Source organism: Nocardiopsis sp. NPDC006198, from assembly GCF_040613895.1.
Classification (GTDB): domain Bacteria; phylum Actinomycetota; class Actinomycetes; order Streptosporangiales; family Streptosporangiaceae; genus Nocardiopsis; species Nocardiopsis tropica.
Genome location: NZ_JBEXSY010000071.1, coordinates 1 through 26,876, shown reverse-complemented (window position 1 = coordinate 26,876; position 26,876 = coordinate 1). Strand labels below are relative to the sequence as shown.

The following is a 26,876-nucleotide window of genomic DNA, read 5'->3' as shown; positions in this document are numbered from 1 at the left end:
ACGCCCCCGCACCGGGGCCCTCTGCCGGGGCCGGGTGAACCCGGGTTCAGTCCTCCCCGCGCGGCTCCGGCGGCGATCCCGGCAGGCCCGCGCCGGCCCGGCGCACGTCGTCGCGGGCGTCCGCCACGGCCCGTTCGGCGGCCTCCGCCGCGTCCATGGCGGCCTGGGCGGACGAGGACCGGGCCGGGTCGGGAGCCCCGATCCGGGCGGGCCCGCCCTCCTCGCCGCCGTGGCCCTTCTCCGTGGACGGCTTGCGGTCGGCCGCGTCGCCGGCGAAGGCGTGGCTGACGTTCTTGACCGCCTCGGTGAACTCACCGGGGATGACCCAGAACGTGTTCCCCTCGCCCTGCGCCAGGCTCGGCAGGGTCTCCAGGTACTTGTAGGCGAGCAGCTTGGCGTCGGCGTCGTTGGCGTGCACCGCCTGGAACACGCGCTCGATCGCCTTGGCCTCGCCGTCGGCCCGCAGTATGGCGGCCTGCTGTTCGCCCTGCGCCTCCAGGATGGCCTGCTGCCGCGCCCCCTCCGCCTTGAGGATGCGGGACTGCCGCTCGCCCTCGGCGTGCAGGATGGCCGCCCGCTTGTCGCGGTCGGCGCGCATCTGCTTCTCCATCGCCTCCTTGATGGTGGGAGGCGGGTCGATCGCCTTGATCTCGACCCTGTTGACGCGGATGCCCCACTTGCCGGTGGTGTCGTCCAGGACCCCGCGCAGGCGGGTGTTGATCTCCTCGCGGGAGGTGAGCGTCTGCTCGAGGTCCATGGAGCCGATGACGTTGCGCAGGGTGGTGACCGTGAGCTGGTCGATGGCCTGGATGTAGTTGGCGACCTCGTACGCCGCCGCCTTGGGCGCGGTGATCTGGTAGTAGAGGACGGTGTCGATGTTGACCACCAGGTTGTCCTGCGTGATCACCGGTTGGGGGCGCGAGCTGAACACGTGCTCGCGCAGGTCGAACTTGGAGTTGACGCGGTCGACGCCCGGGATGATGAAGTTCAGGCCGGGGCCGAGCGTGCGGATGTAGCGGCCGAAGCGTTCGATGTTGTACGCCCTCGCCTGAGGGACGATGCGGATCGCGGTCAGGGCGATCGCGACGAACAGGACCGCGAGAATGATGAGGGGGATGGCCGGATCGATCATGTCAGCACCTGACCTCGGGGTCGTGGCTGCGGTTCAGGACGTGTGCTCGGGTGCGCCCCCTGGCAGGGCCTCGCGCGGATAGACCACGGCTGTGGCTCCGTCGATCTCCACGACGTCGACGCGTGCGCCGACCGGGATCACCAGGTCCTCGTCAATGCACCGTGCCGACCACTCCTCTCCGGAGAGCTTGATCCTGCCGCTGTCGCCGTCGACCTCCTGGAGGACGACGGCGGAGCGCCCGACGAGGGCCTCCGCGCCCGACCGGGCGTCGGGCCCCCTGTTCAGCTGGCGCCGCATGAGCGGGCGCACGAGGTAGATGCCCGCCGCCGCGGTCGCGGTGAACCCGATGATCTGCGCGGCCACCGGGAGTCCGATGGCGCCGAGCAGGGCCGCGACCAGCGCCGCGACAGCCAGGAGCCCCAGGACGAAGGTCAGTGTGAGGATCTCGACGATTCCCAGGCCGACGGCGAGGACGAGCCAGATCAACCAGGCATCCATTCCTGAGACCCTCCCCCTTCGTTCCGGGTATTCCTTACGCTACCCATACAAGCCCGGCGAAGCACGCGATCCGGCCCGGGTATCCGTGGCGGCGGTCCCGTCACGGACACGCGAACGCGGCCCCCGGTGACACCCGCTCAGGGTCACCGCGGACCGCGTCCGCCCCGCCCGTCCTACCGTCCGCCGGAGAACTGGTAGACGAGCTGGTACGTCGGCCGGTTCTGCCAGGCGATCGGCCACATGCCGATACCGCCCACCGCCTGGTGGATCACCGTGTCGGCGCAGAGCTGGTCGCCCGCCGGGCAGTGGTCGTCGCCCGGGTAGACCTCTCCCGCCGGGGTGGCCGCCGCCTCGGCGAGGGTGTCCAGCAGGACCGTCCGGCAGGCGTCCAGGTCGCCGCCGCCGCAGTAGGCGCCGCCCAGCGACCCCTCGACCTCCTGTCCGAGGACGGACCGCAGGTCCTTGTCGACGTACGACCACCAGCCGTACTGGAACGAGGAGCCCTTGTGCGGCTGCCCCTGGTTGACGCTTCCCGGGGTTCCTCCGCCGGTGGCGCCCGAGGGGGACTCGTCGGTCTGGGCGGCCCTGGTCAGCTGCGTGTACAGGTCCTCTCCCAGCTCCGGCTCGAACTGCGCCCGGACCAGCAGGGGCCACCACGCGTCGAGCGTGCGGATGGAGTCGGCGTACGAGTAGTACCCCGCGTCGCGGTGGGGCTCGCGGCGCAGCGAGCCCGCCTCGTTCCACAGCCGCAGCTCCTCCACGGCGGCGGCCAGCTCCGGGTCCTCCACCGGGGCCGAGTCGATGACCTCCAGCATCAGCGGGAGGACCTCCTGCGCGCGCAGGTCGGCCACCCCGGCCTCCATCATGACGCCGGTGAGGGAGGCGGTGGTGAACTCGTGCCCGCTGCCGACCAGCGCCGCCACCCGGCTGTCGAGCAGGTCGCCGCGGTGGACCGATCCGGTCGACCAGCCGGAGGTGTAGCCCTGCGCGGGCTTGTTGTTCCAGTTGACGATGTAGTCCGGGTCGACGGCCTGCGGGTGGTCCTCCTGGGGGTGGTAGTCGGCGCTGTTCGTGGCCGGGTCCCAGCCCGACCAGCCCGCGGCCGAGTAGGCGTCGATGGGCAGGTTGGGGTTGGTGCCCTCGACGCGCACCGGGTTCGCGCCCGAGTTGATGAACGCGATGTCCTCGTCGTCGACGTAGTGCCAGTTGAAGGCGTAGCCGATGTCGCCGGCGGCCTCCGTGAAGGTCTCGGCCGAGGTGACCTCGCCCGGGTCGTTGAACCGCTGGAAACCGATGATGGAGTCGACCTCGCGCATGTACGTGGAGCGCAGGGACGTGAACGCCACCGGGGCCCCGTCCACGGTGGCGAACGACTGCACGAGCCCGTACTCGGAGCGCAGCGACGTCATCGTGTACCCGCCCGCCGGGGTGCCGTCGGCGACGGTGGGCGACCACTCGTTGGTGACGCTCAGCTCCTCGAACGCGGTGCAGTCCCCCGAGGTGTCCACGTAGGCGCGCGAGGCGGTGCTCGGGGCGGAGCCGTCCGTCTCGCAGAGCTCGACCGCGAAGGTGTCGGTGATGTCCTGGCCCGCCGAGGTGGCGCTCCAGGCGTAGTCGACACCGCGGCCCATCTGGACGTAGAAGCTCACACCCGCGAACGACGCGCCGCGCGCGCTGATGCCCGGCCCCTGGAGCTCCTGGAGCATGAGCAGCTGCGGTGAGAAGTAGCCGGTCTGGGGGCCCATCACGGCCACCGGGTTGCCGCTCTCGGTGTGCTCGCCCGAGACGAGCAGCGCGTTGGACATGCCGCGCGGGTCCATGAAGCCCTCGGGGAGCACCCCCTCGTCGAACACGCCCTCCGCGGCCGACAGGTCGCCGTCCTCGACCATCTGCTCCAGCTCGTCCCGCTGTTCCCGGGGCAGGTCCTCGACGGTGGGGGCGTCGGCTCCGTCCTCGGGCCCCCCGACCGCGTCCGCGAGCGGCGCGGGCGCCTCCGCGGTCTCACCGCTCGCCGCCGATCCGTGCTCGTCGTGGACGATGTCGTAGGGCTCGACGGAGCCCGGGTCCGGCGCGACCTCGCCGACCGGGGACTCGGGGGTGCCGGTGTACGGGAACTCCCCCTCCACGCTGACCACGGCCTCGGGGTCGTTCTCCATCCGCCAGGCCCGCCAGAGCTCGGCGCCCTCCTCCGCCCCGTAGCGGTCCTGGAAGTTGGCGAGGACGACGGCCGCCTGGACCTCGCCGCCGCCACCGCCGCCGAAGATCCCGCCGACCATGGCGGCGATGCCGACCACGTCGGTGGGGGTGAAGGGCTCGATCTCCCCGCGGTTGGTGATCGCGTCCTTGTGCCCGGTCAGGACGTACTCGCCGGGGAAGTAGCGGCCGCTGTCGGCCTCCTCGATGTAGGAGTTCACCCCTTCGAGATAGGCGTCGACGTCGGCGAGCGCCTGCTCTCCCCGCTCTCCCCCGGCGGCGACCCGGTCGATCTGGGCCTGCTTGTCCTCCTCGGTGTAGGGGGCGGTGCGCCACAGGTCCTGCTCGAGTCCGCGGTTGCCCTCCGCCCCGCCCGCGAAGGAGGTCAGCTCGCCCCGGCCGACCCTGCGCAGCACGTCCATGAGGAAGAGCCGGTCCTCCGCCGCGGCGTACCCGGCGCCGTACATGGTGCCCTCGCGGGTGGTGCCCTCGATGTGGGGGATGCCGTGGCTCTTGTCCCGGGTGATGGTGACGTCCTCGCGCGGCTGGTACCGCCGGTCCACGTCGCCGGGGTCGACCCCGAAGGAGGCGTCGACGAAGAAGTCGTCCAGCCCCTCCTCCGTGAGTCCGTCGTAGTGGTGGACGAGGTTGTCGTACATGTCCAGCTGGCTGGAGGAGTGCTCGGGCCGCGTCCCGAAGACCTGGTGGCCGAGGATCTCGACCAGTGTGGCGCTGCCGTTCTGGCCGGGGGGAAGGATGTCTCGGCATCCCTGCGGAGCGCAGTAGTCGGCGAGGGGTTCGGGTTCGGCCAGGGCCGGGGACGCGGGGAGGGCGGCCGCGGTGGCGGCCGTCACCGCCAGCGCGAGGCCCGAGGCGCCGGTGCGTAGCCGTCGGCGGAGTGAGGGGAACAAGAGCTGTCACCACCTGGGGGTGCGGGCGATGGATCAGCGAATGTTACGCACGGGTAAGGAAATTGCGAAAGAGTTTCATGTTTGGCGCGCGGGCCGGCCAGCGGAACGAGCACATCCGGGGTTTGGAGTGACCGGCGACACACGCAGGGCAAACCCCCGGGGGGATCCGCCCCGCCGGGCGGACCGGGCGCCGCGGCGTGGCCACAACCGGCCACCGGCCGCCGCGGGTTCCGGTGCCCACCCGGTTGTCGGCGCGCGGGACGGGGAACGGGAGCACACCGGATCCGCCGTCCCCGTCCTCGTCCCCCACGGGCTTTGACACAATCGCGGCATGAACCAGTACCCCGACCCCGGCCCGGGCGAGCCCTGGCACCAGCCCGACGGTCAGACCCCCGGCTGGGGGCTTCCCCCCGAACAGCACCACGGCGGGGTGATCGAGCCGTACGGCGCCCCCACCGGCGGCTACCAGCCCATGGGGCAGCAGCCCCCGCCCGGAGCCGAGGTCCCGCTCGGCACCGTCGGCGAGATCGCGTTCTCCCAGAGCACCGTGATCACCCCGATCGGGCGCTTCCCGATCAGGGGGACGGTGTGGACGGTGAACGACATGAGCCGCACCGAGAGGACCACCCCCACCTGGGCCGTCGTCGTGGCGATCCTCGTGTTCTGGTGGACCTGCCTGCTGGGCCTCCTCTTCCTGCTCGTCAAGGAGCAGAAGACCACCGGCCACGTCCAGGTGAGCGTGCAGGGGCACGACAAGCACTACACGACGTCGATCCTGGTGACCCATCCGGCGGTGGTGGGCCAGATCCACCAACAGGTGAACTACGCCCGCAACCTCGCCTGAACGCCGCGGCCCCGACCGGCGCGGTCCGTGGCGGCCGCCGTCGCGGCCGCCACGGCGAGCGCGCCCAGGCCGACCGCCTTCGCCAGCCGGACCGCCCTCCGGATGTCCCCGACCCCCGGAGGGGGGCCGTCCCCCATCGTGGGCCGCCGGTCCTCGCGTCCGGCGTAGACGTTGGCCCCGCCCAGCGTCCTTCCCAGCGCCCCGGCGAACGCGGCCTCGCACTGCCCCGCGTTGGGACTCGGGTGCCGGCCGCCGTCCCGCCGCCACACGCGCCACGCCTCGCGTACGCTGCCCCCGACAACGGGCGCCGCCAGCGCGGCCAGCACCGCGGTCAGCCTGGCGGGCCCCCACCCGGCCACGTCGTCCAGGCGGGCCGAGGCCGCGCCGAACCGCTCGTAGCGCGGGCTCCGGTGGCCGACCATGGCGTCGAGCGTGTTCACTGCGCGGAAGCCGGCCACCCCGGCCACCCCTCCCAGCGCGCCCCACACCAGGGGGCCCACGACGGCGTCGGAGGTGTTCTCCGCGACCGACTCAACGACCGCCCGCGCGACCCCGGCCGCGTCGAGCCCCGAGGGGTCCCGTCCGCACAGGTTCGGGAGCAGTGCACGCGCGCGCTCCAGGTCTCCACTCTCCAGGGCGTCGGCGATCCGCCCGGCCTCGCGCCCCAGCATGCTCCCGCCCAGGGAGACCCAGGTCGCGGCCGCCGTCGCCGGCGCTCCCTCCAGGAGGAGCCCCGCACCCACGACGGGCGTCACCGCCCCGGCCGCGAACAGAGCGCCGGAGGCGACCGAGTCCCGGTAGACCGCCCTCTCCCACCGCCCCGCCGCACGCCCGTACAGGGCGACCGGATGCCCCCGCCGCGGGTCGGGCACCACCATGTCGAGCAGGAACCCCGCCGTCAGTCCAAGAGATCGCACCCGACCACGTTAGCCGCGTCAACGGCAACCCCAACGGACACCAAACCGAGGCAAACATGTGTTTGCCACGCAATGTATTCGCCCATACACCCAGGGCACCTTACAGTCGACGGCGAGGGAGACTCCGGTGCTTGTCGGCTGGGTATCGCTGTCGGTCCTGCTGGGGCAGTGGTGGATCTTCTGAACCGCCACAGCCGCCGCACCGCGGCACACACCCCGCAGGACTTCGCGAAACGCCAGCAGCGCAGCACCGCACCCGGAGTTAATCACCGGTAACGTGGTGCACGAGGCCCATAGCAACCGATTTGGTGGAACCCGCGTGGTAACGAGAAGCAACTACGAATCACCGTAGTTGGTCAGACTTTGACCAGGTGTGGGCGACATCGCACGTATACCCTAGAATGTCTGCCCAGGACGCCAGCGGCACCACGACACGGGCCCAGCCCGACCGTAGGTCCACCGGCCGTCCCCGCCCCCGCCCCGGCGCGCAGCATCCCACCGGAACCACGGGTCACAACGTGGTCTCGACCTGCCCTGGCGGGCGACAATTGAATCGAGCACCCGTAGCTCAGTGGATAGAGCACCGGACTTCTAATCCGATGGCCGCAGGTTCGAATCCTGCCGGGTGCGCCACAAAACCCCAGGTCATACGGGGTGTTCGAGGACCTCGAGAGGGGTCCTCGTCGTGTTCGGGGGCCATGTGTGCTCCGTGTGTGCTCCCCGGTACAAGGTGAGTGCAGGTGGGCGGGGACCTCGCGGAGCACTTTGCCGTTTCGTGCCCCCACGGGCCCACCCGTGCCCCGCCGGGAACATGCCCCGGGCGGACACGGCCCCGCAACGCCGCATGCGCCCCAACGTCCCACACCCCTACCCCGGAGACCGTCCGGCGTGTCAGCCGCCCACACGCCCCGACATGGGCGCCATTCCGCACAACAACAGCGCGGTCGCTTTCACCACATCCGGAAACACCGACTGGACCGACTGGTACGTGTCCTGCATGAAATGGACGATCGCGTAGCTGAGTTCGCCCGAGACCGCCTTCACGTCCGACCCCGCCCCCGCCGCCAACGCGAGCGAGGAGCCCCGTGGCGCAGCCCGTGCAACGTGGTCGGCGGCAACCCCTTGCCCTGGAGGTGTCTTGTTCCGGATGTGATGGAGGCTCTCAACCCTGGGAAGGATGAGAGACATGCCAGCACCGAGGAAGTATCCGCCTGAGCTGCGCGAACGAGCGATCCGAATGACAGTGGAAGCTCGCAGGCACGCGGCCACCCGCGACGGAGCCATCGCCCGTACCGCCGACCAGCTCGGCGCCAACCGCGAAACGCTGCGCAACTGGGTCGCCCAGGCTGAGGTCGACGCCGGCCACCGGCCCGGCACCACCACCGACCCACGGCCGCGCGCCGGCCCTCTTCCTCCACCTGTTCACGCGCCCACCGGGCTCCCGAGGCGCGGCATCGGTTCCCGAGGTTGGTGTTCTGTTCAGTACAGGAGGTTGTACGTGATGGCCTCGACCAGCGCGATACCAAAGAGCACAACCAGGATGCCCGGGTAGAGACGGATATTGTCCCTGATGCCAGCTCGGTACCCAGCCCAAGCCGACGGGAGCTCACGCCGCCGGTAACCGAAGGTCGACTTCCAAAGGATGACGGACCCCAGCATCGCCAGAACATAGGCCTGGAACTCGATCACGAGAACAGGGGAACTGGCGATGACCGCGATCGCCTCTTCAGGCGACGTAGGGGAGAACGGGATACCGATATATACGGCACGCCATACCGTCGCGGCCACACCGAAGAAGGGGATCACGAGCGAAGGCAGGGTCGTCGTCAGCAGAGCGGCGAACAGGAGGTTCGCAAGGAACGTCAACAGCGTTGTTGTCACGATGTCGCCGCTCTCATAAGCATCGACGACCATGGAAGCGCCCGGCGCCTCGAGGAAACCTTCGATGTTCTTGAGCCCCCACTCATACAACCCGGGAACGAAAGGGGTCACGATCATTGTCGCAGCGAGGGTACCGTAGACGGCAGCATTGACCAGGAGGTAGTCCCTCCAGTTCTCGCGGAGGACGGCTCGGAAGTTTTCGTAAATTCCCATTAATTAATATCCTTATATGCGTTGGAAACGAATCGGCGAACGGCGACTTGATCGCAATGGTGAAAACTGTGCCACGTTGGGAGTCGTCGACGTTCTCGATGAACGCGAGCCCGATGACGGCGTTCATCGAGCCGCCACCGAGGCCGACGATCACTGCTCCGGCGAAGATCGACCACACCGGGCCGAGAACGCCGATGACGGAGAAGCCCGCCGCGACGAGAACGAGGCCGGTGATGAACCAAACACGATGCGGGATTCGATGACCCAGAGCCGCGAAGCTTCCGCCGCCGACCAATAGGCCGGCCGTGAGGGCGCTGAGCACGAATCCAACGAACTGGGGCTCATCCTGGAAAGCGAAGTGGAACGGAATCACCATGCCCTGCGTCGCGGCCAGCACGATGGCCAGGGCCATTCCCAGCAGGACCAGTCCGCGCAGCAATGGTGACCGAACGATGACCCCCAGACCGTGGAACATGGACCTCGCGGGCCGTTTTGTGGAGGGCTCCGTGTGATCAGGGCCGCGACCGTTGCCAGGCCGGAGGTGATCCATAGCACCGTGACCGGCTCGAAAGCCGAGACCAGGATCCCCGCGAGGGCCGCGGGCACCGCAGCGGCGATCGCCACGACACCCGCGCTCGACGGACTGCCGGTGGTGAACAGCACCACCAGGGGCAGAGCGATCGCGGTGATCGAGTTGCCCAGCAACGAGGTGCCGAAAGAAGTCAGGTAGAAGAAGACGATCCATTTCACAGGACAAGCTCAAACCATGACGTCGCGTCGGGGTCAAGTCCGTGCCGACGCTGATTCCGATGAAGGCTCAGATCGGGGTCGAAGACAGAACCACTGATGGCAGAGAGGCCGCCAACCTCTCCTGAACTCATGTTTCAGGGGAACACGAAAAGCGACCCGACTTCCCCCTGAGCCACTGCACGAGAGACTCCCGCGCTCAGCCCCTGGCCTGCTCGTTCGAGAAGCAACGAAGGGACTTTTCAAAAATGGCGGATTGACATTTCTTCGGACCAAACGGACCATCGAACCTTTGATCCGATGGTCGAACGACCCTTGGAGTGAGGAAACCCCAGGCCAGCGGGTGTGAACCCTTGCGCTGCCCTGGGGTCGTCGGTGCCGTGCGGCTCCTGGTGTGCTCCCCGGTACCGGCTACCGCACCGGCACCAGCCCACCGCCCCGGGCCGGGGTACCGCGCAGCAACGCGGCGGTGGCCTCGGCCGCGGCCTTGGCCACGTCCGGGAACACCGTCTGGTAAGTGTCCTGGGTGAAGTGGGTAGTGGAGTGGCCCAGTTCGACCGAGACCACCTTCACGTCGGTGCCGGCGGCGAGCGCCATCGAGGCGGCCCCGTGGCGCAGCCCGTGCAACGTGTCGGCGTCCAGGGTGATCGTGCGCTGACCGGCCGCGCTCTTGGGGGTCGAGGTGATCGTCTCCCAGGACAGCTGCACCACCTGGGCGCGGATGTCGATGTGCCCGTCGCTCGGACAGGCGAACAGCACGGCCCGGATCCGCGGCGAACGCGGATCCGGGCCGCTGTCATCCAGACGTCAGGCCTTCCCGGAACCAGGATCCATTCGTCCCAGAAGCGCTGACATTCTTTCCCTGGTCTCGGTGTGCGGTTCCTCGGTCTCGGCCGAGCGGAGCACGGATGTCGCCTCCGTCGGCAAGGACCCGTCCGGCCACGCTTCCAGAGCGGCGATCGCTGCCGAGCGGGCCCCGATGCAGCGATTGCGCAGGCCGGCGCGGATGAGCGCCCAACCCGATCCCGGAGCCCGGATCAAACCCCGCAGGACACTTTCCAAGGCACGGTCGTTCTCGTACCCGGGTCCTACCGACGACGCCTCGGACGGTCCTGTCGACAACTCGTCCATCGGCAAGAGGGCCCCGGCGAGTCCCACGAGCTCGTTCACACGCTCGGGGGCGACCCATCGGAAGGCCCAGTGCCAGGCGAAGGAGTCCTGTGGTGCGATGTGCAGACGCCGTAGGACATCGTCGAACGGTTTCATCCCCAGGCGGTCGGCCGCCCCCAGCGCAACGGCGAAATCCCTTGCCTGCGGGTCGGCCAGACCCGCACGGACCTGCGCTTCCCATGCGGGACGCTCCAGTACGCGGGCGAACCGTCGGCCGAGTTCGGCGACCTTGTCGGCCGGGTGCGCCAGTCCCTCGGGCCCGGCGCGCAAGTGGTCGCGGATGACAGCCAGGCCGGTGAGGCGCCCCAGGGTGGCGGGCGCGGTATCGATCAGTTCGGCGTAGCGCTCCAACGCGGCCAGTGCGTCCGGGTAGTCGGCCAGTCCTTCGGCCGGGCCGCCCTCGGACAGGGCCATGGCGCTGAGGATGCCGCCCGCGCCGTCGAGCAGTGCGTCGTCCACGTCCCCTTGGGGCCCGTCGCCGGCAAGGGCCTCCACCAGCCCGCCGTTCACCGCGGCGAAGTGGGCGAGGTACTCGTTCATGACACCGTTGCGGAACCCCTCACGCAGCAGCCATGCGCGTACGGCGGGGTCGGTGGTGCCCTCCAGCCGCTTCACCGCGTGGATGCGGCCCCACCCCGTGGCCCGCCGGGCGAGACGGAACAGGTCCGGTTCGGGGTCGGGTACGGCACGCCGCAACGCGACGGCCGCGTAGAGGGTGAACTCGTCCAGCGATCCGAGTAGGAGGAAGAGGTCTCGTTCGCGTTCGTCTCCGCACAGTCCCAGCAGCGCGAGCGCGATCTTGATCGCGTTGCGGTGGGTGCCGTGCTCGACCGTCCACCGGGCGAGGACCCGTGTACGGCGACGGGACACCTTGCGTGCGGCAAGTGGTTCGAGGAGATGGTCCACGACCGTCAGGGCGTCGGTGTCGGCGAGCGCGTCGTGGAAGAGCTGCGCGGCAGCGACGTCAGGAGGTCCCTCGACGGTCCGGGAGACGACCTCGGCCAGGGTGTCGGCCCGTTCCGTATCCGCGTTGGTCCCGAAGTGGTGGGTGCGGATCCCGTCGAGGACAACGCTGTGCATCACGTTGTTGGCCCAGTCGGGCGGATCGTCGGGAAACGGGTAGCCGTCGTCCGGCCAGGGAGGTTCGCCGTGCTCGGCGAAAAGAGAGGTGACGTGTTGAAGAAAAGTGGATCGTCCGTCAGCAGGAGCGCCGAGGGTCCACTCGGAGGGGCTCAAAGGCCCGGGCGGAGGCCGCCCTTCCATGAGATCTGCGTGATCATGACGGCAAGAGTGGCCTATTTCGCTCTCAGGTGCAAGGGCGGATCTGTTGATCTTCCACGCATGGACAGACAAGAGCCGCAGAACCGGCATAGAGAATCCACGAATCGAGGCGGTTCCCAGGAAACCTGTGATCCGAGGGTCAACGCACCCCGGCCACGAGGAAACCGCAGGCCAGGACCGGTGAATCCACACCCTCCTCTGGGACCGTAGGCCCTGTGGTGCTCCTGGGGTGCTCCCCGGTATCGGCTTGGAGTGTCCTGCATTTTCCGGAGCCGTCGATGCCCGGTAGCGTCAATGACATCGGTGACGCGGCCACTGCAGGGCCGCACCTCACCGGCGCGAAGGTCGGAGGAGCTGCCGAAGATGTTCCAAGGGCTGGCGCGGTACGTGCCCGCGGTGAATGACGCGACGGTGCGCGGCATGGTCTACCCCCGGCGATCGCTGGTCCTGGTCTCCGGGGTGCCCGGGGCCGGGAAGAGCACCCTGCTGCGGCGGCTGTTCGGACTCCGCGAGAAGGAGGAGCGGACCGTGCTCACCGCGGAGGGTGTGCGGGTGATCGACTCGCTGCAGTCGCGGTACCGGCTGGGACCGCTGCTCGGCCGGATCCCCTACCCGCTGTGGCGCTGGGTGGTGCACGTACTGCACCTGGTCCGGGTGGCCGCGGCGCTGCGCGGCGGCCCGGTGGTGCTGCACGAGTGCGGGACCCGCACCCCGGTCCGCGTGCTGCTCGCCCTGCTCTGCCGGCTCCGCCGGTACGAGATGCACGTGGTGATGATCGACGCCACCCCGCAGGAGGCCCGGCACGGGCAGGACGCCCGGGGGCGGCGGGTGACCGAGCGCAGCCACCGGGCGCATTCGCGGCGCTGGCGACGGCTGCGCGCGGCCACCCGGCGCAGGCCGGCGGCGTTCGCGCCGGGCGTGCGCAGTCTGCTCGCACTCGACCGGCGCCGGGCGCAGGAGCTGGCCTGGATCCGTTTCGGTCCCTGCGCGGATATCCGTGGTCCCCTGTACACCGCGAGGGAGTCGCCCCCCGGCGAGCTGGAACTCGTGATGTCCGATATCTAGTGGCACCGGTCGGTCGAACCCGCTCCGGTCCGGGGATCCGCCCGGCAGCGCGGCGGTGGCCGGGGCCGCGGCCACGTCCGGCGGGCGTCCCGGGCGAAGGCGTCGTCACACGGCCCGGCCCGGCCCGGCCGAGACCGCCTTCGGGTCGGCGCCGGGCGCGAGCGCCGGTGGGACACCGCCGCACCGCAGTCCGGGAGATGTCGTCCCTGTGCCAGGCGCCGGGCCCGGGGCGAGGCCCCGTGGAGGCCGGGCCGCCCGGGAGGGTGAAAACCGGGCGGATACGCTGCTGAGCGGGGAAGGCCGCGGATTTCACGGCGATGGGTTCCCTGCTCGACTGCACTCTCGCGGCGTACGTCCGCGATCCCGGCGAACGGTGAGGTGGACGGCCATGGACAAGCCGCGTGGGAAGGACTCGTTCTCGTTGCTGTACAGGACGGGGTTCCGTATCAACTACGCGCTCCTGCACGTCATGGGCCCGGCGTCCCAGACCCTCGAAACCGATCCGCAGCACCGGGCGAAGAAGGAGTACGAGCGCCGGCGCGGACTCCACCGGGCGTGGAAGGCGCACCGGCGGTCGGAGCAGCACGACCGCGCCTGAGGCGTCCGCCGCCCCCGGCCCCCTGTGAACAGGCAGGGCCGGGCGCCCGGCCGGGCCGAGGTCCGGGGTGCGTCCTGTGTCCCCGGTCGGCTCGTCGAACCCACCGGGGGTTCCGGCGTTCGGCGGACGGCGGAGCGGCCCAGGAGGACATCCGCGGGACGGTCGGACCTGCCGGAAAACGGGGTGCGCCGCCGGGCGGGGGGCGGCCAGACTGGGTCGATGGACATGCACGAGGGCCAGGTCGCGGTGTCCGCGGAGGCGGCTGCCCGCATCGTCGCCGCCGAGTTCCCGGAGTGGGCCGGGCTGCCGCTCGCGCCCGTGCTCCCCGGGGGCACGGACAACACCGTGTTCCGCCTGGGCGAGGGGTTCTCGGTGCGCTTCCCGCTGCGGCCGGGTGACCCCGGGGAGGTCGGCCGCCGCCTGCGGGCGGAGGCCGCGGCCGCACGCGAGCTGTTCGGGCGCACACGGTTCGCCACCCCCGGGCCCGTGGCGATCGGGGGGCCGCGGGAGGGGTACCCGCTGCCGTGGGCGGTGCAGACCTGGCTGCCGGGGACCCCGGCCGACCGGCTCGACCCGGGCGGGAGCACGGGGTTCGCCCTGGACCTGGCCGAGTTCGTCCGAGGGGTGAGGGCCGTGGACACACACGGCCGGACGTTCCGGGGAGCGGGTCGCGGCGGCCGGATCGCCGACCACGACACGTGGATGCGCACGTGCCTGGAGCGCAGCGAGGGGTTGCTGGACGTACCGCGGCTGCGCGGGCTCTGGGAGGGGATGCGGGAGCTGCCCCGGGGCGGGGAGCCCGACCTCATGTGCCACGGCGACCTGATCCCCGGCAACCTGCTGGTACGGGACGGGCGCCTGGCCGGGGTCCTCGACGTCGGCGGCCTGGGGCCTGCGGACCCGGCACTGGACCTGGTCTGTGCCTGGCACCTGCTCGACGAAGGGCCGAGGCACGCGTTCAGGGAGGCCCTGGACAGCGGCGACCAGGAGTGGGAGCGAGGCCGGGCCTGGGCCTTCCAGCAGGCGATGGGGCTGGTCTGGTACTACCGGTACAGCAATCCGGCCATGAGCCGCACGGGGCGGCGGACCCTGGAACGGATCACCGGCGCGACCCGGTGAGCGTGCCGGGCCGGACCGGCCCTCACCCCGTCTCCCGGCGGTGCCTCCCGAAACCGGCTCCGCGCCCCCTGCCTGGTGGAACACGCCCTTCTCCCCCGCCTCTGACCAGCGGGACGTTTTGCCTGGATTTTTCGTGGTAGTGGTTAGTCCTGAGGGCAGGAAGAACGAATTCGGACAATGGCCATTGGACAGGAGATCCATGAGCCAAGACAATGGAAGCGAAGGCCGTCCCCCGCCTCGCTCCCCAGGCAGAAAATCAATGATGGAACGCTTGCGGGAGGCCCGGGAACAGTTCGAGGAGATCACCGGGATCGAAGTCGAGAGCGTTTCCAGTTTCGAGCGGGACGGCGAAGGATGGAGCCTGAACCTGGAGACACTCGAGTTACGACGCGTCCCGGACACGGTGAGCATGCTGGCCACCTATTCCGTGGAACTCGACTCGGACGGTGAAATCCAGGGCTACCGGCGCGTGAAACGCTACACGCGAGGCCGTTCCGACGGGACATGACCCCATTTTCTGCGCACTGGACAGGAGTATCTGCCCTTCGGTTCTTCACTGACGAAAAGGAGCACGATTCCGATGACCGTGATGCAGCAGTCCTCCGGCGGGGGCCGGAGTTCCGGCAACCTCTACGAGGTCCTGGAACTCATCCTCGACAAGGGGCTGGTGGTCGACGTGTTCGCGAGGGTCTCGCTCGTGGGCATCGAACTTCTCACCGTCGACGTCCGTATCGTGATCGCGAGCGTCGACACCTACCTGCGCTTCGCCGAGGCGTGCAACCGCCTGGACCTGACCAGCAGCGGCGGAGCCGGACTCCCCGACCTGGTGAACGGCGGCATGGAGAAGGGCGCGCGCAGCAAGTCCAAGGGCGCGCTCTCCGGCGCCGCCGAGGCCATCTCCGAGTCCTTCTCCAAGGGGCAGGACGACGAGAGGGGCGAGGAGAAGGCCCCGGCCCGCTCCCGCCGCCGCGCCTCCGCCAAGAAGGAGGACGAATGAGCACGTACGTCTACGGCATCGTCCGCGACGACGAGTCGCTCGACCGCCTGAAGCTCACCGGGGTCGGCGAGAGCCCCGCCCCCCTGCGCTTCGTCCGCGCCGGCGGCCTGGCCGCGGCGGCGAGCGACGCACCCGAGGGGCTCCGCGCCAAGCGGCGCGACCTGACGGCCCACCAGGACGTGCTCCAGACCCTGGCCCAGGGGCACGGCGTCCTGCCACTGCGCTTCGGCGCGGTGAGCGCGGACGACGAGGCGGTCGCGGCCGAGCTCGACCGCGGGGCCGACCACTACTCCGAGCTGCTCGCCCGGCTGGCCGAGCGGGTGGAGTTCAACGTCAAGGCCACGCACATCGAGGAGGCGGCGCTGCGGCTGGTGCTCCTCGAAGACGAGTCGCTCCGGGCCAGGAACGAGGCCCTGCGCGCCTCGGGCGGCGGCACGCCCGCCGAGCAGATGGAGTTCGGCGAGCAGGTCTCCCAGGCCCTGGAGGCCCTGAGGCAGCGCGACGCCGAGGCCGTCACCCGGCCCCTGGCCGAGCACGCCGAGCGCGTGGCCATGGGCCCCCTCGTGGGCGGCTGCCTGGCCAACGTCTCGCTCCTGGTCCGGCAGGACCGGACCGAGGACCTCCTCCGCGTCGCGGGTGAGCTCCAGCAGAAGTGGGGGACCCTCCTGGAGATCCGGGTCAACGGCCCGCTTCCCCCCTACAGCTTCGTGACGGCTCCGCCGCGCTGAACCGGGGCACGACCGCCCCGGTCCGAACGAGAGGAGGGCACATGGGCCTTCTCCGCACGATCCTCACCGCTCCCGCCGTCGCTCCGGTCCGGTTCGCGGACTGGACGGCGCGCCAGGTCCTGGAGGCCGCCGAGCGGGAGGTGTACGACCCTTCGCGGATCCGGCAGAGCCTGGCCGAACTGTCAGAGCGGTTCGACCGGGGCGAGCTGTCCGCGGACGAGTTCGACAGGCTCGAGGACGAGCTGCTGGACGAGCTGGAGGAAGCCGAGAGGTACCAGGGTCTCCGATAGACGACATTGAGGTGTGAACCCGTGAGTGACACGGCGAAAATCGTGGCCGCCGCCGTAGGCGGTTACATCCTCGGCCGGAAGAAGAAGCTGAAGCTCGCCCTGGGGCTCGGCCTCTACCTCGGCGCGAAGAAACTCGACATCAAGCCCCAGATGCTCGCCCAGGGCCTGCTGAAGGAGGTCTCCTCCCTGCCTCTGGTGGGCGAGCTGAGGAACCAGTCGCGGGAGCAGCTGCTCGACGTGGGCAAGGCCGCCGCGGGCAATCTGGCCGGCAAGTGGGCGGGGTCCCTGGCCGACTCCCTCAACGAACGGACCGAGAGCCTCCGGTCCGGCGCCGGGAAGGGCGCGGCGGACACCGTCACCGGCGGGTCGGAGCGGTCCGAGGACGACGGCGGGGCCCGCGAGGACGACGAGGACACCGGCGCGCCCTCCTCCGAGAAGGACTCCGAGGGGTCCTCCCCCGACAAGGGCGGGCGAAAGGCCAAGGTGAGGAAGACGGCGCCGGGGCGGGCCGCGGCGGGCGCCGCCGGGAAGGCGGGCAGCGGTACGCGCAAGGCCGCCCAGCGCAAGCGCCCGGCACGCAAGGGCGGCGAGGAGGACGGTGATGGGCGTGGCTGAGTCCGAGGGCCCCCTGGCCCGCCTGCGCTCCGCCGCCGACAGGAACGAGGGCACCTCCAAGCTCGCCGACGCGGTCCAGGACTACGTCGGCGCCAAGGCGAGCAGTGTGGTGACCGGCGCCGCCCGCAAGCTCGGCAGCACGGTCGAGCGGTTGTCCGGCGAGGGTGTCGCGGGCGCCCCCGTGGTGGGCGAGGTCGGCCGCAAGCTCGTCCAGGGCAAGGGCCCGGCCAAGGCCGTGGTCACCGGCGGGGCCAAGGGCCTCAAGAACAAGGCCAGGAAGGCCTTCGGCAAGGGGGGCGGGGGCGGCAGGCCCTCGAAGAGCGTCAACATCGTCGAGGACATCGACGTCGGCGTCCCCGTGCGTGTGGCCTACAACCAGTGGACCCGCTTCCCCGACTTCGGCTCCTTCGCCGAGGGCGTGCAGAGCGTGGAGAAGACCGGCGACACCACCTCGCACTGGAAGGGCAAGGTCTTCTGGTCGAGCCGGAGCTGGAAGGCCGCCGTCACCGAGCAGGTGCAGGACCACCGGATCGCCTGGTCGACGGAGGCCGCCAAGGGCACCATGAAGGGGGCGGTGACCTTCCACCCCCTGGGGGAGAACCTCACACGGGTCCTGCTGGTGGTGGAGTACTACCCCAAGGGCCTCTTCGAGCGCACCGGCAACCTCTGGAGGGCCCAGGGCCGACGCCTTCGGCTGGACCTCAAGCACTATCGGCGCCAGGTCATGATGATGGCCCTGTCCGAGGCGGAGGAGATGCAGGGCTGGCGCGGGGAGGTGCGCGAGGGCGAGGTCGTCCTCTCCCACGAGGACGCCCTGGAGCTCGAGGAGGCCGGCCTCTCCGAGGAGCAGTGGGAGGAGCTGGCGCGGCTGGACGAGGACGAGGCCGCCGAACTCGCGGAGCTGGACCCGGAGGAGCGGGAGCGGCTCGCGGAGCTGGACCCCGGCCCCCCGCACGGGGACGACCCCGACGACGGTCCGTCCGACGGGGACGAGCCCCGGGACGAGGAGTCGGAGGAGCTGGAGGAGGACCCGGAGGAGACCGACGAGGAACTCCTCGACGAGGAGCCGGAGGACGAAGAGCCCGAGGACGAGGAGCCCGTTGATGAAGAGCCTGCGGACGAGGATTCTGATGAGGCGGACGAACAGGACCTGGACGACGACGAGGAGTACGTCGACGAGGACGAGCCCCGCGCCGACGGGCGCTCCTGAGCCGGGCGGCACCGCAGGGCCGGGGGCCGGGGCGCCGAAGCCGACAGGGGCGTGCCCGTGACCCGCACCCGTGCGCCCCGGCCCGGCGCGGAGGAAGGGGGGACCCGTGAGTGAACCGACACCGTGGCGCGGCGAGCCCCGGCAGATCCGCTCCTCCGGAGGCTCCTCGTCCGCCAACCTCGCCGACGTCCTGGAGCGCGTGCTCGACAAGGGCGTGGTCATCGCCGGCGACATCAAGATCAACCTCCTCGACATCGAGCTCCTCACCGTCAAGCTCCGACTCCTCGTCGCCTCGGTGGACAAGGCCAAGGAGATGGGCATCGACTGGTGGGAGCACGACCCCGCGCTGTCCTCACGCGCGATGAAACGGGGGGACGAGGAGCTGGAGGAGGAGAACCGGCTCCTGCGCGAGCGCATCGCCGCGCTGGAGGAGGGACGGGCGCCCCAGGTCGCCGCGGACGGGCGGGCGGACGCCTCCCCCGAGGACGCGGCCGGCGCCGCCGCGCGGGGAGGCGGGGCCTCCGGGGCCGGGGCCGACGGCGAGGAGGAGCATGGACAGGGCTGAGTACGCGAGCTACGTCTACGCCGTGTGCCGTCCCCCCGGGGTCGGTGCGCTCGACGGGGCGACCGGGGTCGGGGGGCATCCGGTGCACCTCGTGGCCGAGGGCGACCTCGCCGCCGTGGTCAGCGCCGTCCCCCTGGACGAGTTCGACGAGGCGGCCCTCCAGGCCAACCTCGAGGACCTGCGCTGGTTGGAGGCGGTGGCCAGGGCGCACCACGGCGTCGTCGACAGGACCGCCCGCCGGACCGTGGCCGTGCCGCTGAGGCTGGCGACGGTCTACCGCGGGGACGGACGCGTGCGCCAGGTGCTCCGGGAGGAGCACGCGTCCTTCGACGCCGTCCTGCGGCGGCTGGAGGGCTGCGTCGAGCTGGGGGTCAAGGTCTACGCGGAGACCGGCGCGCGCCGTCCCGAGGACGCGCCGCGGGCCGAGGCGGCGCCTCCGGGCGAGAGCCCGGGCAAGGCCTACCTCCGCAGGCGCAGGCAGCAGCGCGAGAGCCGCGACGACGCCTGGCAGCGGGCCGCGCGGCTGTGCGAGGAGGCCGACGAGGCGCTGGGAGCGCTGTCCCGGGCCCGCGAGCACCACCGGCCCCAGGACTCGGCGCTCTCGGAGGCCCCCGGCGAGAACGTCATGAACACCGCCTACCTGGTGGAGGACGCCCGTGTGGAGGCCTTCCTCGACACGGTGCGCGAGCTGGACTCCCGGGCGTCGGCGGGTACGCGGGTCGAGGTCTCCGGGCCGTGGGCGCCCTACTCCTTCGCCTCCCCGGGGGTGGGCGTATGAGCCCGGCGGAGGGCCCGGACGCCCGTGACGGGTCCGCGTCCGGCTCCGCCCCGGGCCCCTACTCGCTCACGCGCATGCTGGACGAGGACCACCCCCTGGCCAACCGCGAGATCTCCCTGGTCGACCTGCTCGACCGCGTCCTGGCCAAGGGGGTGGTGATCACGGGGGACCTGACCGTCTCCATCGCCGACGTCGACCTGGTCCGGGTGTCCCTGCGTGCGCTGGTGTCCTCCATCAACGAGGACGTGCCCTCGCCGTGGGAGCACGGCCATCCCCTGGCCGGATGGATCCGTCAGGACTGACACCCGACCTCACCGAAGGGGGAGAGCATGGCAGGAGGGACCGGGGACTCCCGGCAGCACACGGCGGGGGCGGTCGTCCGCGACCTGGACGGGGCCTCCGAAGCCGGTGGGGGGCGCGACCTCCTGGGCGAGCTCCGGAACGCGCTGGACGGCACGGCGCGGGGCGGGGATGCCGCCTCCGGGCCGCGGACGGAGCAGCAGAGGCTGCGCCACAGGATCGAGACCGAACCCGACACGGTGGAACGCGACCTGATCAAACTGGTGCTCACGGTGGTGGAGCTGGTGCGCCAGCTCATGGAGCGGCAGGCCCTGCGCCGGGTGGACCAGGGCGACCTCACCGAGGAGCAGGAGGAGCGCATCGGCATGACCCTGATGCTGCTCGACGAGCGGATGACCGAGCTGCGCGAGCGCTACGGCCTGTCCGCCGCCGACCTCAACCTCGACCTGGGGCCGCTGGGATCCCTGCTCCCCGGCGGAGACGGCTGACCGCCGACCGCCCCGGGGCCCGCCGCAGGCGCCCGCGGACACGCCCCGGGACCGTCCCCCGGGACCGTCCCCCGGGACCGCGACCGCCGGGCCCCGGGGCCCCTCCCACCGCGCCGCCCCCCCCGTGGAACCCGATCGGGCGGGGCGGCGCGCCGTCTGCACGGGAGTCCCGTGCCCCCGCCGTCCGGAGGGCGGCCCCTCCTGTCCGGGGTCGCGGACGCATCGGGCCTGGCAGAGGCCCCTCCTCCGCGGGACCGGGCGCCCGTCCGACCTGGGGGTGAAGACCCCATGAACCGCAACTTAAATTGCAGAACGATCTACTTGCGCAATTAAAATTGCTGTAGCGTCACTGTCGTGAACTTCCACGAGCGTGTGAACGAGTACCGCGACCGGCTGACCAGGTCGGACCGCGTCCTCCTCGACGAACTCCTGGCCCACCCGGCGGAGGCCCCGCTGTGGCGGGGCGGGGACGTCGCCCAGCGCGCGGGGGTGCACCCCGCCGCCGCCACCCGCCTGGCGCAGCGCCTGGGGTACCAGGGGTACCTGGAGCTGCGGGACGACCTGCGGGAGGACCGCGAGGCCCACCTCAACGGCGCCGGCGACCGGTTCCGCGCGGAGCTCCGGGGAGAGGGCCGCGTCCTGGACACGCTCCTGGCCACCGAGCTCGAATCGCTGGCGGCCGTCGGAAGGCACGTGGACCAGTCGCAGATCGACGAGGTCGCCGACCTCCTGGTCGGCGCGCGCGTGGTCCACCTCTTCGCACGGGGCAACGCGGGGATCCTGGCCGAGCTCCTCGACGGACGGCTGCGGCGGTTCGGGATGCACTCGGTCAACCTCGTCGGCCCCGGGCGCGAGGTCGCCGAACGGGTGCTGGCGATGTCGGAGTCCGACGTCGTCGTGTCCTTCGCCTTCCGCCGCGCCCCGCGCAACCTCACGGACCTCTACGCCCGGGCCTCCGCCGTGGGCGCCCGCTCCGTCCTGATCACGGACACCCTCCACACCCTCGACCCCGCCCCGACCACCGTCCTGTCCGCCCCGCGCGGACACCAGGAGGGCTTCTCCTCCCTGAGCGTCCCGATGATGATCGCCAACGCCATCGTGCTCACCGTCGCCCAGCGGCACCCCGACGTCATCCTCCCCGCCCTCGACCGGCTGGACGGCCTGCTCACGGACTTCGGCTGACGCCACCGGCCGCAGTCCCCCGGCGTCCGTGCCCGCCCCCTCCCCCACCTGCGCGAGAACTGACACAAAGGACCTGTCATGCGCTTTTCGAGAATGCTCTCCGCCTCCGTCGCCCTCCCCCTCGCCGTCTCCCTCGCCGCCTGCGGCGGCGGCGCCCCCCAGACCCCCGCCGCCGACGGGGGCGCGGACCCCCACGAACTCGACGACGCCACCCACGAGGAACTCGTCGAACTGGCCACCGAGGAGGGCGAGGTCACCGTCTACTCCTTCACCTCGCGCATCGCCTCGGTCGAGGAGGCGTTCGAGGCGGAGTACCCCGGCATCGACCTGATCGGCCACGACATCTCCTCCTCCGAGCAGATCACCCGGCTGCGGTCCGAGTCGCAGGCCGGCACCCCGTCGGCCGACGTCGCCTACATCTCCGACGCCCCGGTCGTCATCACCGAGCTCGTCGCGGGCGGCATCCTCCAGAACTACGTCCCGCCGCGGGTCGGGGAGACCGTTCCCGAGGAGTACCGTCAGCCGCTGCTGGCCAACCGCCTCTCGACCAAGGTCCTCATGTACAACGAGGAGGCCCATCCCGACGGCTCCCCGGTCGGGAACCTGTGGCAGCTGACCGAGGAGGAGTGGAACGGCAGGGTCGTCATGGTCGACCCCGCGGTCCGCGGGGACTACCTCGACCTCGTGGCCGAGATCGTGCGGCAGTCCGAGGCGATGGCGCAGGCGCACCTGGACCACTTCGGGACCGAGGTCGTCCTCGACGACGGCGTCGAGAACGCCGGTCAGCAGTTCGTCAAGGACCTGTACGGCAACGGGCTGGTCCTGGTCGACGACACCGACAACGTCAACGCGGCGGTGGGCGCGGCGGGCCAGGACGACCCGCCGGTCGGCTTCACCTCGTACTCCGACCGCCGGGACAACGAGGAGGAGGGGTGGGCGCTCCAGGCCTCCCTGGGGACCGCGCCCTCGCCGGGGATCACCTTCCCGGCCTACATCGGCATGGTGCGCGACTCCGACAGCCCGGCCGCCGCCCGGCTGGTCGCGGACTTCCTCATGGGCGACGACTCGGAGACGGGCGGCCCCGCCTTCGACCCCTTCTACGTCCCCGGCGACTACCCGGTGCGCACCGACATGGCGGCCCCCGGGGGCGCGGTCTCCCTCGACGAGCTCGGCGCCTGGGACATCTCCCCCGAGGAGACGGCGCAGATCCGCGACGACGTGGCCGACTTCCTGCTGACCCTGTAGGCCGCGTTCCGCGGACCGTTCCGGGCCTCGCGAGCGCCGGGCCGGCCGGGAGCGTCCGCGGGACACGTCCGCGGGCGCGCACCGCGAGCGCCCTCACCGCTGCACGTCACCGCAGAACACGCCCCGGGACAGGTCCCCCGTCCCGGAGAGAGGACACCATGAAGAGGGCACCCGCCCCCCGCCGCACGACGGTCGGCAGCACGGTGGCACGTGCGCGGACCGCCCTCGGGCAGCCGACCGCCGTACTGGGAGCCGGCACCCTGCTCGTCCTCGCCGTCCTCGTGGTCGCGCCGCTCCTCGGGCTGGTCAACACGACCCTGACGGCCGGCAACCGCGAGGCGTGGACGGACGTCTTCGCCAGCCCGATGTCGGAGAACCTCCTGTGGAGGCCGATGGGCAACTCGGTCCTCATGGGGGTCGCCACCGCCGCCGGCTCCACGGTGATCGGCGGCTTCCTCGCCTGGGTGGTCGTGATGACCCGGCTCCCGGGGCGCGGGATCCTCGGCCTCCTGGCGACGATCCCGTTCGCCCTGCCGAGCTTCGCCCTGGCACTGGCGTGGGAGTCGGTCTTCCGCAACGACCTGATCGGCGGTTCCACCGGCATCCTCATGAACCTGGGGATCCCCGTCCCCGACTGGCTGGCCTGGGGGCCGGTGCCGATCGCCGCGACCCTGACGGCCCACTACTTCTCGCTGTCGTTCATGCTCGTGGCCGCCGCCCTGGCGAGCGTCAACGGCGACCTCATGGAGGCCGCGGAGCTGACGGGCGCCCCGACGATGCGCGTGGCCCGCGACATCGCGCTGCCCGTCGTGGCCCCGGCGATGGTCTCGGGCGCCCTGCTCGCCTTCGCCGAGGGCGTCTCCAACTTCGTCACACCCGCGCTCCTCGGCCTGCCCGTCCGGTTCCACACGCTCTCGACCCGCCTGTACGGGGCGATCTCCACGGGCGACGTCTCACGCGGATACGTGCTGTCCATCGTGCTCATCCTCGTGGCCGCGATGATCATGTACGCCTCGACGAGGATCACCGGCGGCAGGCGCAGTTTCGCGACGATCACCGGCAAGGGCGGCCGCCGCCGGGGCGTCGACCTGGGGCCGTGGGCGCGGCCGGTGGCCGCGGTCGCGTGGCTGCTGGTCACCTGCACCACCGTCGTCCCCGGCCTGGTGCTCGTGTTCAGCTCGCTGACCCTGCGCACCAACGACTTCTCGTCGGGGCTGACCCTCCACTACTGGATCGGCGGTTCCGACCCCGCCCTCGCCCAGGGGCAGCGGGGCATCCTGAACAACCCGCAGATCCTCCAGGCCACCTGGAACACCGTGCTCCTCGGGGTGTGCGTCGCGGTCTGCGCGGGCGTCCTCGGCCTGCTCGTCTCCTACGTCATCACCCGCTCCGGCGGGCCGAGGTGGCTGACGGGGACCATGGGCGTCCTCTCGTTCGTGCCGTTCCTCATCCCCGGCATCGCGCTGGGCGCCGCGTTCATCGCGCAGTTCGGTGCGCCCATCGGTCCGATCCCGAGCCTGTACGGGACGTTCGCGATCCTCGTGCTGGCCGGGATCGCGGCGACGATCCCGTTCGCGGTCCGGTCGGGCACCTCGGCGCTGGGCCAGGTGTCCAAGGACGTCGAGGAGTCGGCGGTGATGGCGGGGGCGGGGCTGTTCCGCAGGATCGGCTCCGTCATCGCTCCGCTGACGGCGCGCGGCCTGTTCACGGGAGGGGTGCTCGTGTTCGTCCAGATGGTGCGCGACCTCTCCCTCGTCGTGCTGCTGGCGACCCCCGCGATGCCCGTCCTGGCCGTCCTCACCTACCAGTACTCGTCGGAGAACTTCACGCAGTCGGCCAACGCGGTCACCGTCGTCATCGCGGTGATATCGGTTGCGGCGACCATCATCGCGCGGCGCTTCGAGGGCGCCGCCCAGCCCTGGAACTCGAACTCATGACCTCCACGATCGGCACCGATCGGGCGGAAAGGACCGGCATGCGCTCCGAGGCGTCTTCGGCCTCCCTGACCATCACCGACCTCCGGAAGGACTTCGGCGGCACCGCGGCCGTCGACGGCATCTCGGTCGACGTCCCGGCGGGCTCCTTCCTCGTCCTCCTCGGCCCGTCCGGCTGCGGGAAGACGACGACCCTGCGGATGCTCGCGGGGCTGGAGAACCCCACCGGCGGCGAGATCCGGTTCGGGGACCGCGTCATCGCCCGGGGCGACGGCACCGCGCTCGTGGCGCCCGCCGAGCGGGGGGCCGGGCTGGTCTTCCAGTCCTACGCGCTGTGGCCGCACAAGACGGTGCGGCAGAACATCGAGTGGCCGCTGACCGTCGCGAGGTGGCCGAAGGAGGAGCGCCGCTCCCGGGGCGACCGGGTGCTGTCGATGCTGGCGATCTCCGACCTCGCCGACCGGTACCCGGGGGAGATCAGCGGCGGGCAGCAGCAGCGCGTGGCGATCGCCCGCATGATCGCGCCGCAGCCCGAGGTGCTGCTCTTCGACGAACCGCTGTCCAACCTCGACGCGAGGCTGCGGGTCGAGACCCGCGGGGAGCTCATGCGCGTCCACCGCTCCAGCGGCGCCACGAGCGTCTACGTCACCCACGACCAGGTCGAGGCGATGACCATGGCCACGCACATCGCGCTCATGAAGGACGGCCGGATCGAGCAGTTCGGCACGCCGCGGGAACTGCTGGAGTCGCCGCGCACGGCGTTCGCCGCCACGTTCATCGGCACTCCCCCGGCCAACATCGTCGAGTGCCGGGTCCACGGGGGGAGGCTGCTGGCGTTCGGCGTCGACTGCGGCGCCGCCCCGCCCCCGTCCGGGGGCGGGACCGTCAGGGCGATGTACCGGGCCGGTTCGGTCGGGATCGCCGCCGACGCGTCGGAACCGGGGTGTGTGGAGGCGACGTTCGCCGACCAGGTGCCGATGGCCGACAGGTGGGTCATCGGCGTCGACCTCCCCGACGGGACGCGGATGCACGTCTCCCGCGACACACCGGTCGGGCTGCTGCCCGGCGACGCGCTCGGCGTGCGCCTGCCGTCGGCGCCGGACGCGTACTTCGACGCCTCCGGTGAGCTCCTGGACGCCGAGGTGTCCGGATGATGCGGCTTCTCCTGGTCCGCCACGGCGAGACCGCGTGGAACGAGGAGCGCCGCCTCCAGGGGCAGCGGGACGTCGGGCTGTCCGAGGCCGGACGGCGGCAGGTCTCCGCCCTGGCGGAGACGGTCGGGTACTTGGCCCCCGGGTACGTCGTCACCTCGGGCCTGCGCCGCACGCGGGAGACCGCAGAGGTGCTCGGCGTCCGTCCGGACGCGCGCGACCCCCGGTTGAACGAGGCGTACCTGGCCGGCTGGGAGGGGCGCTACTCGGCGGAGGTCAGGGCGGAGGACGGCGGCGTGTACGCCGCGTGGCGCGCGGGGCGGTTCCACCCGCCGGGGGCCGAGAGCTTCGGCGAGCTGACCGCCCGGGTGGTCGCCGGGCTCGACGCCGCCGTGCGGCGGGCCGCGGACGGCGGGCACGAGCTGCTCATGGCGGTCACCCACGGCGGGCCGGCGCGGGCCTTCCTGACGGCCGCCGTCGGGCTCGACCCCGCCCGCACGGTCCCGAGCCACCCGGCCAGCCTCAGCATCGTCGACGTCGACCCCGGGGCCGCGTCCCTCCTCGAACCGGGGGCGGCCAGGCTCCGGCTGTTCAACTACTCGCCGGCGATGTCGCCGCTGGACCCGCCGGACTGACGGCCGCGGGACGGGGACCGGTCGGGAGCCCCCCGTCGGGGCGGCCTCCGGTCCGCGCCCCAGGGGCGCGCGGCCCCGACGGCACGGCCGCCGCCGGCGGTGTCGGCCCCGCCGGGCCGGCCCCGCCCCCGCGCCCCGCGCACACCCCCACCCGCTCCCCGACGGGCAGGGCCGCCCGACCTGTACGGG

Annotated in this window: 28 protein-coding genes, 1 tRNA gene and 2 pseudogenes; 22 read left to right on the top strand and 9 right to left on the bottom strand. The window is 71.5% G+C overall.

Annotated features, from left to right (window positions below):
* Positions 1-46: 46 nt before the first annotated feature.
* The 3 genes from ABZ234_RS29580 to ABZ234_RS29570 form a co-directional block, all read right to left on the bottom strand.
* Positions 47-1,129: an SPFH domain-containing protein gene (locus ABZ234_RS29580; RefSeq protein ID WP_355014195.1), complete on the bottom strand. Its 1,083-nt coding sequence runs from the start codon at positions 1,127-1,129 to the stop codon at positions 47-49.
* Between the two features lie 36 nt (positions 1,130-1,165).
* Positions 1,166-1,630: an NfeD family protein gene (locus ABZ234_RS29575; protein ID WP_267948553.1), complete on the bottom strand. Its 465-nt coding sequence runs from the start codon at positions 1,628-1,630 to the stop codon at positions 1,166-1,168.
* A gap of 173 nt (positions 1,631-1,803) precedes the next feature.
* Positions 1,804-4,734, bottom strand: coding sequence for a penicillin acylase family protein (locus tag ABZ234_RS29570; protein WP_355014191.1), 2,931 nt, complete (start codon positions 4,732-4,734; stop codon positions 1,804-1,806).
* Between the two features lie 331 nt (positions 4,735-5,065).
* Between ABZ234_RS29570 and ABZ234_RS29565 the strand changes: the two genes are divergently transcribed.
* Positions 5,066-5,578 (top strand): hypothetical protein, encoded by a 513-nt coding sequence (locus ABZ234_RS29565; RefSeq protein WP_267948551.1) that lies wholly within the window; start codon positions 5,066-5,068, stop codon positions 5,576-5,578.
* Here ABZ234_RS29565 and ABZ234_RS29560 read toward each other — a convergent pair.
* On the bottom strand, positions 5,557-6,495 hold the full coding sequence (locus ABZ234_RS29560) for a cobalamin biosynthesis protein (RefSeq protein ID WP_355014190.1): 939 nt from the start codon (positions 6,493-6,495) through the stop codon (positions 5,557-5,559). The two genes, ABZ234_RS29565 and ABZ234_RS29560, sit on opposite strands and share 22 nt — an antisense overlap.
* 557 nt (positions 6,496-7,052) lie before the next feature.
* On the opposite strand from ABZ234_RS29560, the gene ABZ234_RS29555 reads away from it, so the two are divergent.
* Positions 7,053-7,128, top strand: a tRNA-Arg gene (locus tag ABZ234_RS29555).
* A 258-nt stretch (positions 7,129-7,386) separates the two neighbouring features.
* Here the strand turns inward: ABZ234_RS29555 and ABZ234_RS29550 are convergent.
* Positions 7,387-7,616: pseudogene (locus ABZ234_RS29550) on the bottom strand (site-specific integrase); the annotation flags it as partial.
* A gap of 56 nt (positions 7,617-7,672) precedes the next feature.
* On the opposite strand from ABZ234_RS29550, the gene ABZ234_RS29545 reads away from it, so the two are divergent.
* On the top strand, positions 7,673-8,047 hold the full coding sequence (locus ABZ234_RS29545; RefSeq protein WP_355014189.1) for a transposase: 375 nt from the start codon (positions 7,673-7,675) through the stop codon (positions 8,045-8,047).
* Here ABZ234_RS29545 and ABZ234_RS29540 read toward each other — a convergent pair.
* Positions 7,975-8,493: a hypothetical protein gene (locus ABZ234_RS29540; RefSeq protein ID WP_355014188.1), complete on the bottom strand. Its 519-nt coding sequence runs from the start codon at positions 8,491-8,493 to the stop codon at positions 7,975-7,977. The two genes, ABZ234_RS29545 and ABZ234_RS29540, sit on opposite strands and share 73 nt — an antisense overlap.
* Entirely contained in the window at positions 8,459-9,064 is a 606-nt protein-coding gene (locus tag ABZ234_RS29535) for a hypothetical protein (RefSeq protein ID WP_355014187.1), read from the bottom strand. Before ABZ234_RS29535 ends, ABZ234_RS29540 begins: the two co-directional genes overlap by 35 nt.
* A gap of 81 nt (positions 9,065-9,145) precedes the next feature.
* On the opposite strand from ABZ234_RS29535, the gene ABZ234_RS29530 reads away from it, so the two are divergent.
* Positions 9,146-9,319, top strand: a complete 174-nt coding sequence (locus tag ABZ234_RS29530) for a hypothetical protein (protein ID WP_355014186.1) — start codon at positions 9,146-9,148, stop codon at positions 9,317-9,319.
* 428 nt (positions 9,320-9,747) lie between these two features.
* On the opposite strand, the pseudogene ABZ234_RS29525 reads toward ABZ234_RS29530, so the two are convergent.
* Positions 9,748-10,077, bottom strand: a pseudogene (locus ABZ234_RS29525) (site-specific integrase); the annotation flags it as partial.
* A gap of 66 nt (positions 10,078-10,143) precedes the next feature.
* Entirely contained in the window at positions 10,144-11,586 is a 1,443-nt protein-coding gene (locus ABZ234_RS29520; RefSeq protein WP_355014185.1) for a hypothetical protein, read from the bottom strand.
* A gap of 564 nt (positions 11,587-12,150) precedes the next feature.
* Between ABZ234_RS29520 and ABZ234_RS29515 the strand changes: the two genes are divergently transcribed.
* From ABZ234_RS29515 to ABZ234_RS29430, 18 genes are all read left to right on the top strand, one after another.
* On the top strand, positions 12,151-12,852 hold the full coding sequence (locus ABZ234_RS29515) for an AAA family ATPase (RefSeq protein WP_355014184.1): 702 nt from the start codon (positions 12,151-12,153) through the stop codon (positions 12,850-12,852).
* A 388-nt stretch (positions 12,853-13,240) separates the two neighbouring features.
* Positions 13,241-13,450 carry a hypothetical protein gene (locus ABZ234_RS29510; RefSeq protein ID WP_267948542.1) on the top strand — a complete coding sequence of 70 codons (210 nt, stop codon included), beginning with the start codon at positions 13,241-13,243 and terminating at the stop codon, positions 13,448-13,450.
* A 219-nt stretch (positions 13,451-13,669) separates the two neighbouring features.
* Entirely contained in the window at positions 13,670-14,569 is a 900-nt protein-coding gene (locus ABZ234_RS29505) for an aminoglycoside phosphotransferase family protein (protein WP_355014183.1), read from the top strand.
* Positions 14,570-14,768: 199 nt separating this feature from the next.
* Entirely contained in the window at positions 14,769-15,077 is a 309-nt protein-coding gene (locus ABZ234_RS29500; protein ID WP_267948540.1) for a gas vesicle protein, read from the top strand.
* 81 nt (positions 15,078-15,158) lie between these two features.
* Positions 15,159-15,566 carry a gas vesicle structural protein GvpA gene (locus ABZ234_RS29495; protein ID WP_344096631.1) on the top strand — a complete coding sequence of 136 codons (408 nt, stop codon included), beginning with the start codon at positions 15,159-15,161 and terminating at the stop codon, positions 15,564-15,566.
* Positions 15,563-16,294, top strand: a complete 732-nt coding sequence (locus ABZ234_RS29490) for a GvpL/GvpF family gas vesicle protein (RefSeq protein WP_355014182.1) — start codon at positions 15,563-15,565, stop codon at positions 16,292-16,294. Before ABZ234_RS29495 ends, ABZ234_RS29490 begins: the two co-directional genes overlap by 4 nt.
* Before the next feature lie 41 nt (positions 16,295-16,335).
* Positions 16,336-16,584, top strand: a complete 249-nt coding sequence (locus ABZ234_RS29485) for a gas vesicle protein GvpG (protein ID WP_355014181.1) — start codon at positions 16,336-16,338, stop codon at positions 16,582-16,584.
* Between the two features lie 21 nt (positions 16,585-16,605).
* Positions 16,606-17,199 carry a hypothetical protein gene (locus tag ABZ234_RS29480; protein WP_355014180.1) on the top strand — a complete coding sequence of 198 codons (594 nt, stop codon included), beginning with the start codon at positions 16,606-16,608 and terminating at the stop codon, positions 17,197-17,199.
* A complete protein-coding gene (locus ABZ234_RS29475) occupies positions 17,186-18,409 on the top strand; it encodes an SRPBCC family protein (RefSeq protein ID WP_355014179.1) in 1,224 nt (407 codons plus the stop codon). The genes ABZ234_RS29480 and ABZ234_RS29475 overlap by 14 nt, the downstream gene beginning before the upstream one ends.
* A 106-nt stretch (positions 18,410-18,515) precedes the next feature.
* Positions 18,516-18,974 carry a gas vesicle protein gene (locus tag ABZ234_RS29470; protein WP_355014178.1) on the top strand — a complete coding sequence of 153 codons (459 nt, stop codon included), beginning with the start codon at positions 18,516-18,518 and terminating at the stop codon, positions 18,972-18,974.
* Positions 18,961-19,752, top strand: a complete 792-nt coding sequence (locus ABZ234_RS29465; RefSeq protein ID WP_355014177.1) for a GvpL/GvpF family gas vesicle protein — start codon at positions 18,961-18,963, stop codon at positions 19,750-19,752. Before ABZ234_RS29470 ends, ABZ234_RS29465 begins: the two co-directional genes overlap by 14 nt.
* Positions 19,753-19,826: 74 nt before the next feature.
* A complete protein-coding gene (locus ABZ234_RS29460; RefSeq protein ID WP_330159211.1) occupies positions 19,827-20,054 on the top strand; it encodes a gas vesicle protein in 228 nt (75 codons plus the stop codon).
* Positions 20,055-20,081: 27 nt separating this feature from the next.
* Complete coding sequence (locus ABZ234_RS29455; protein WP_355014176.1) at positions 20,082-20,540, top strand: gas vesicle protein K; 459 nt, start codon at positions 20,082-20,084, stop codon at positions 20,538-20,540.
* Positions 20,541-20,894: 354 nt separating this feature from the next.
* On the top strand, positions 20,895-21,722 hold the full coding sequence (locus tag ABZ234_RS29450; RefSeq protein ID WP_267948530.1) for a MurR/RpiR family transcriptional regulator: 828 nt from the start codon (positions 20,895-20,897) through the stop codon (positions 21,720-21,722).
* Between the two features lie 78 nt (positions 21,723-21,800).
* Positions 21,801-22,967: an extracellular solute-binding protein gene (locus ABZ234_RS29445; protein ID WP_355014175.1), complete on the top strand. Its 1,167-nt coding sequence runs from the start codon at positions 21,801-21,803 to the stop codon at positions 22,965-22,967.
* A gap of 158 nt (positions 22,968-23,125) precedes the next feature.
* Positions 23,126-24,904: an iron ABC transporter permease gene (locus tag ABZ234_RS29440; protein WP_355014174.1), complete on the top strand. Its 1,779-nt coding sequence runs from the start codon at positions 23,126-23,128 to the stop codon at positions 24,902-24,904.
* A complete protein-coding gene (locus tag ABZ234_RS29435; RefSeq protein WP_355014173.1) occupies positions 24,901-26,055 on the top strand; it encodes an ABC transporter ATP-binding protein in 1,155 nt (384 codons plus the stop codon). The genes ABZ234_RS29440 and ABZ234_RS29435 overlap by 4 nt, the downstream gene beginning before the upstream one ends.
* The gene (locus ABZ234_RS29430; protein WP_355014172.1) at positions 26,052-26,687 is read left to right on the top strand and encodes a histidine phosphatase family protein; all 636 of its coding nucleotides are present in this window, start codon (positions 26,052-26,054) and stop codon (positions 26,685-26,687) included. The genes ABZ234_RS29435 and ABZ234_RS29430 overlap by 4 nt, the downstream gene beginning before the upstream one ends.
* Positions 26,688-26,876: the final 189 nt, after the last annotated feature.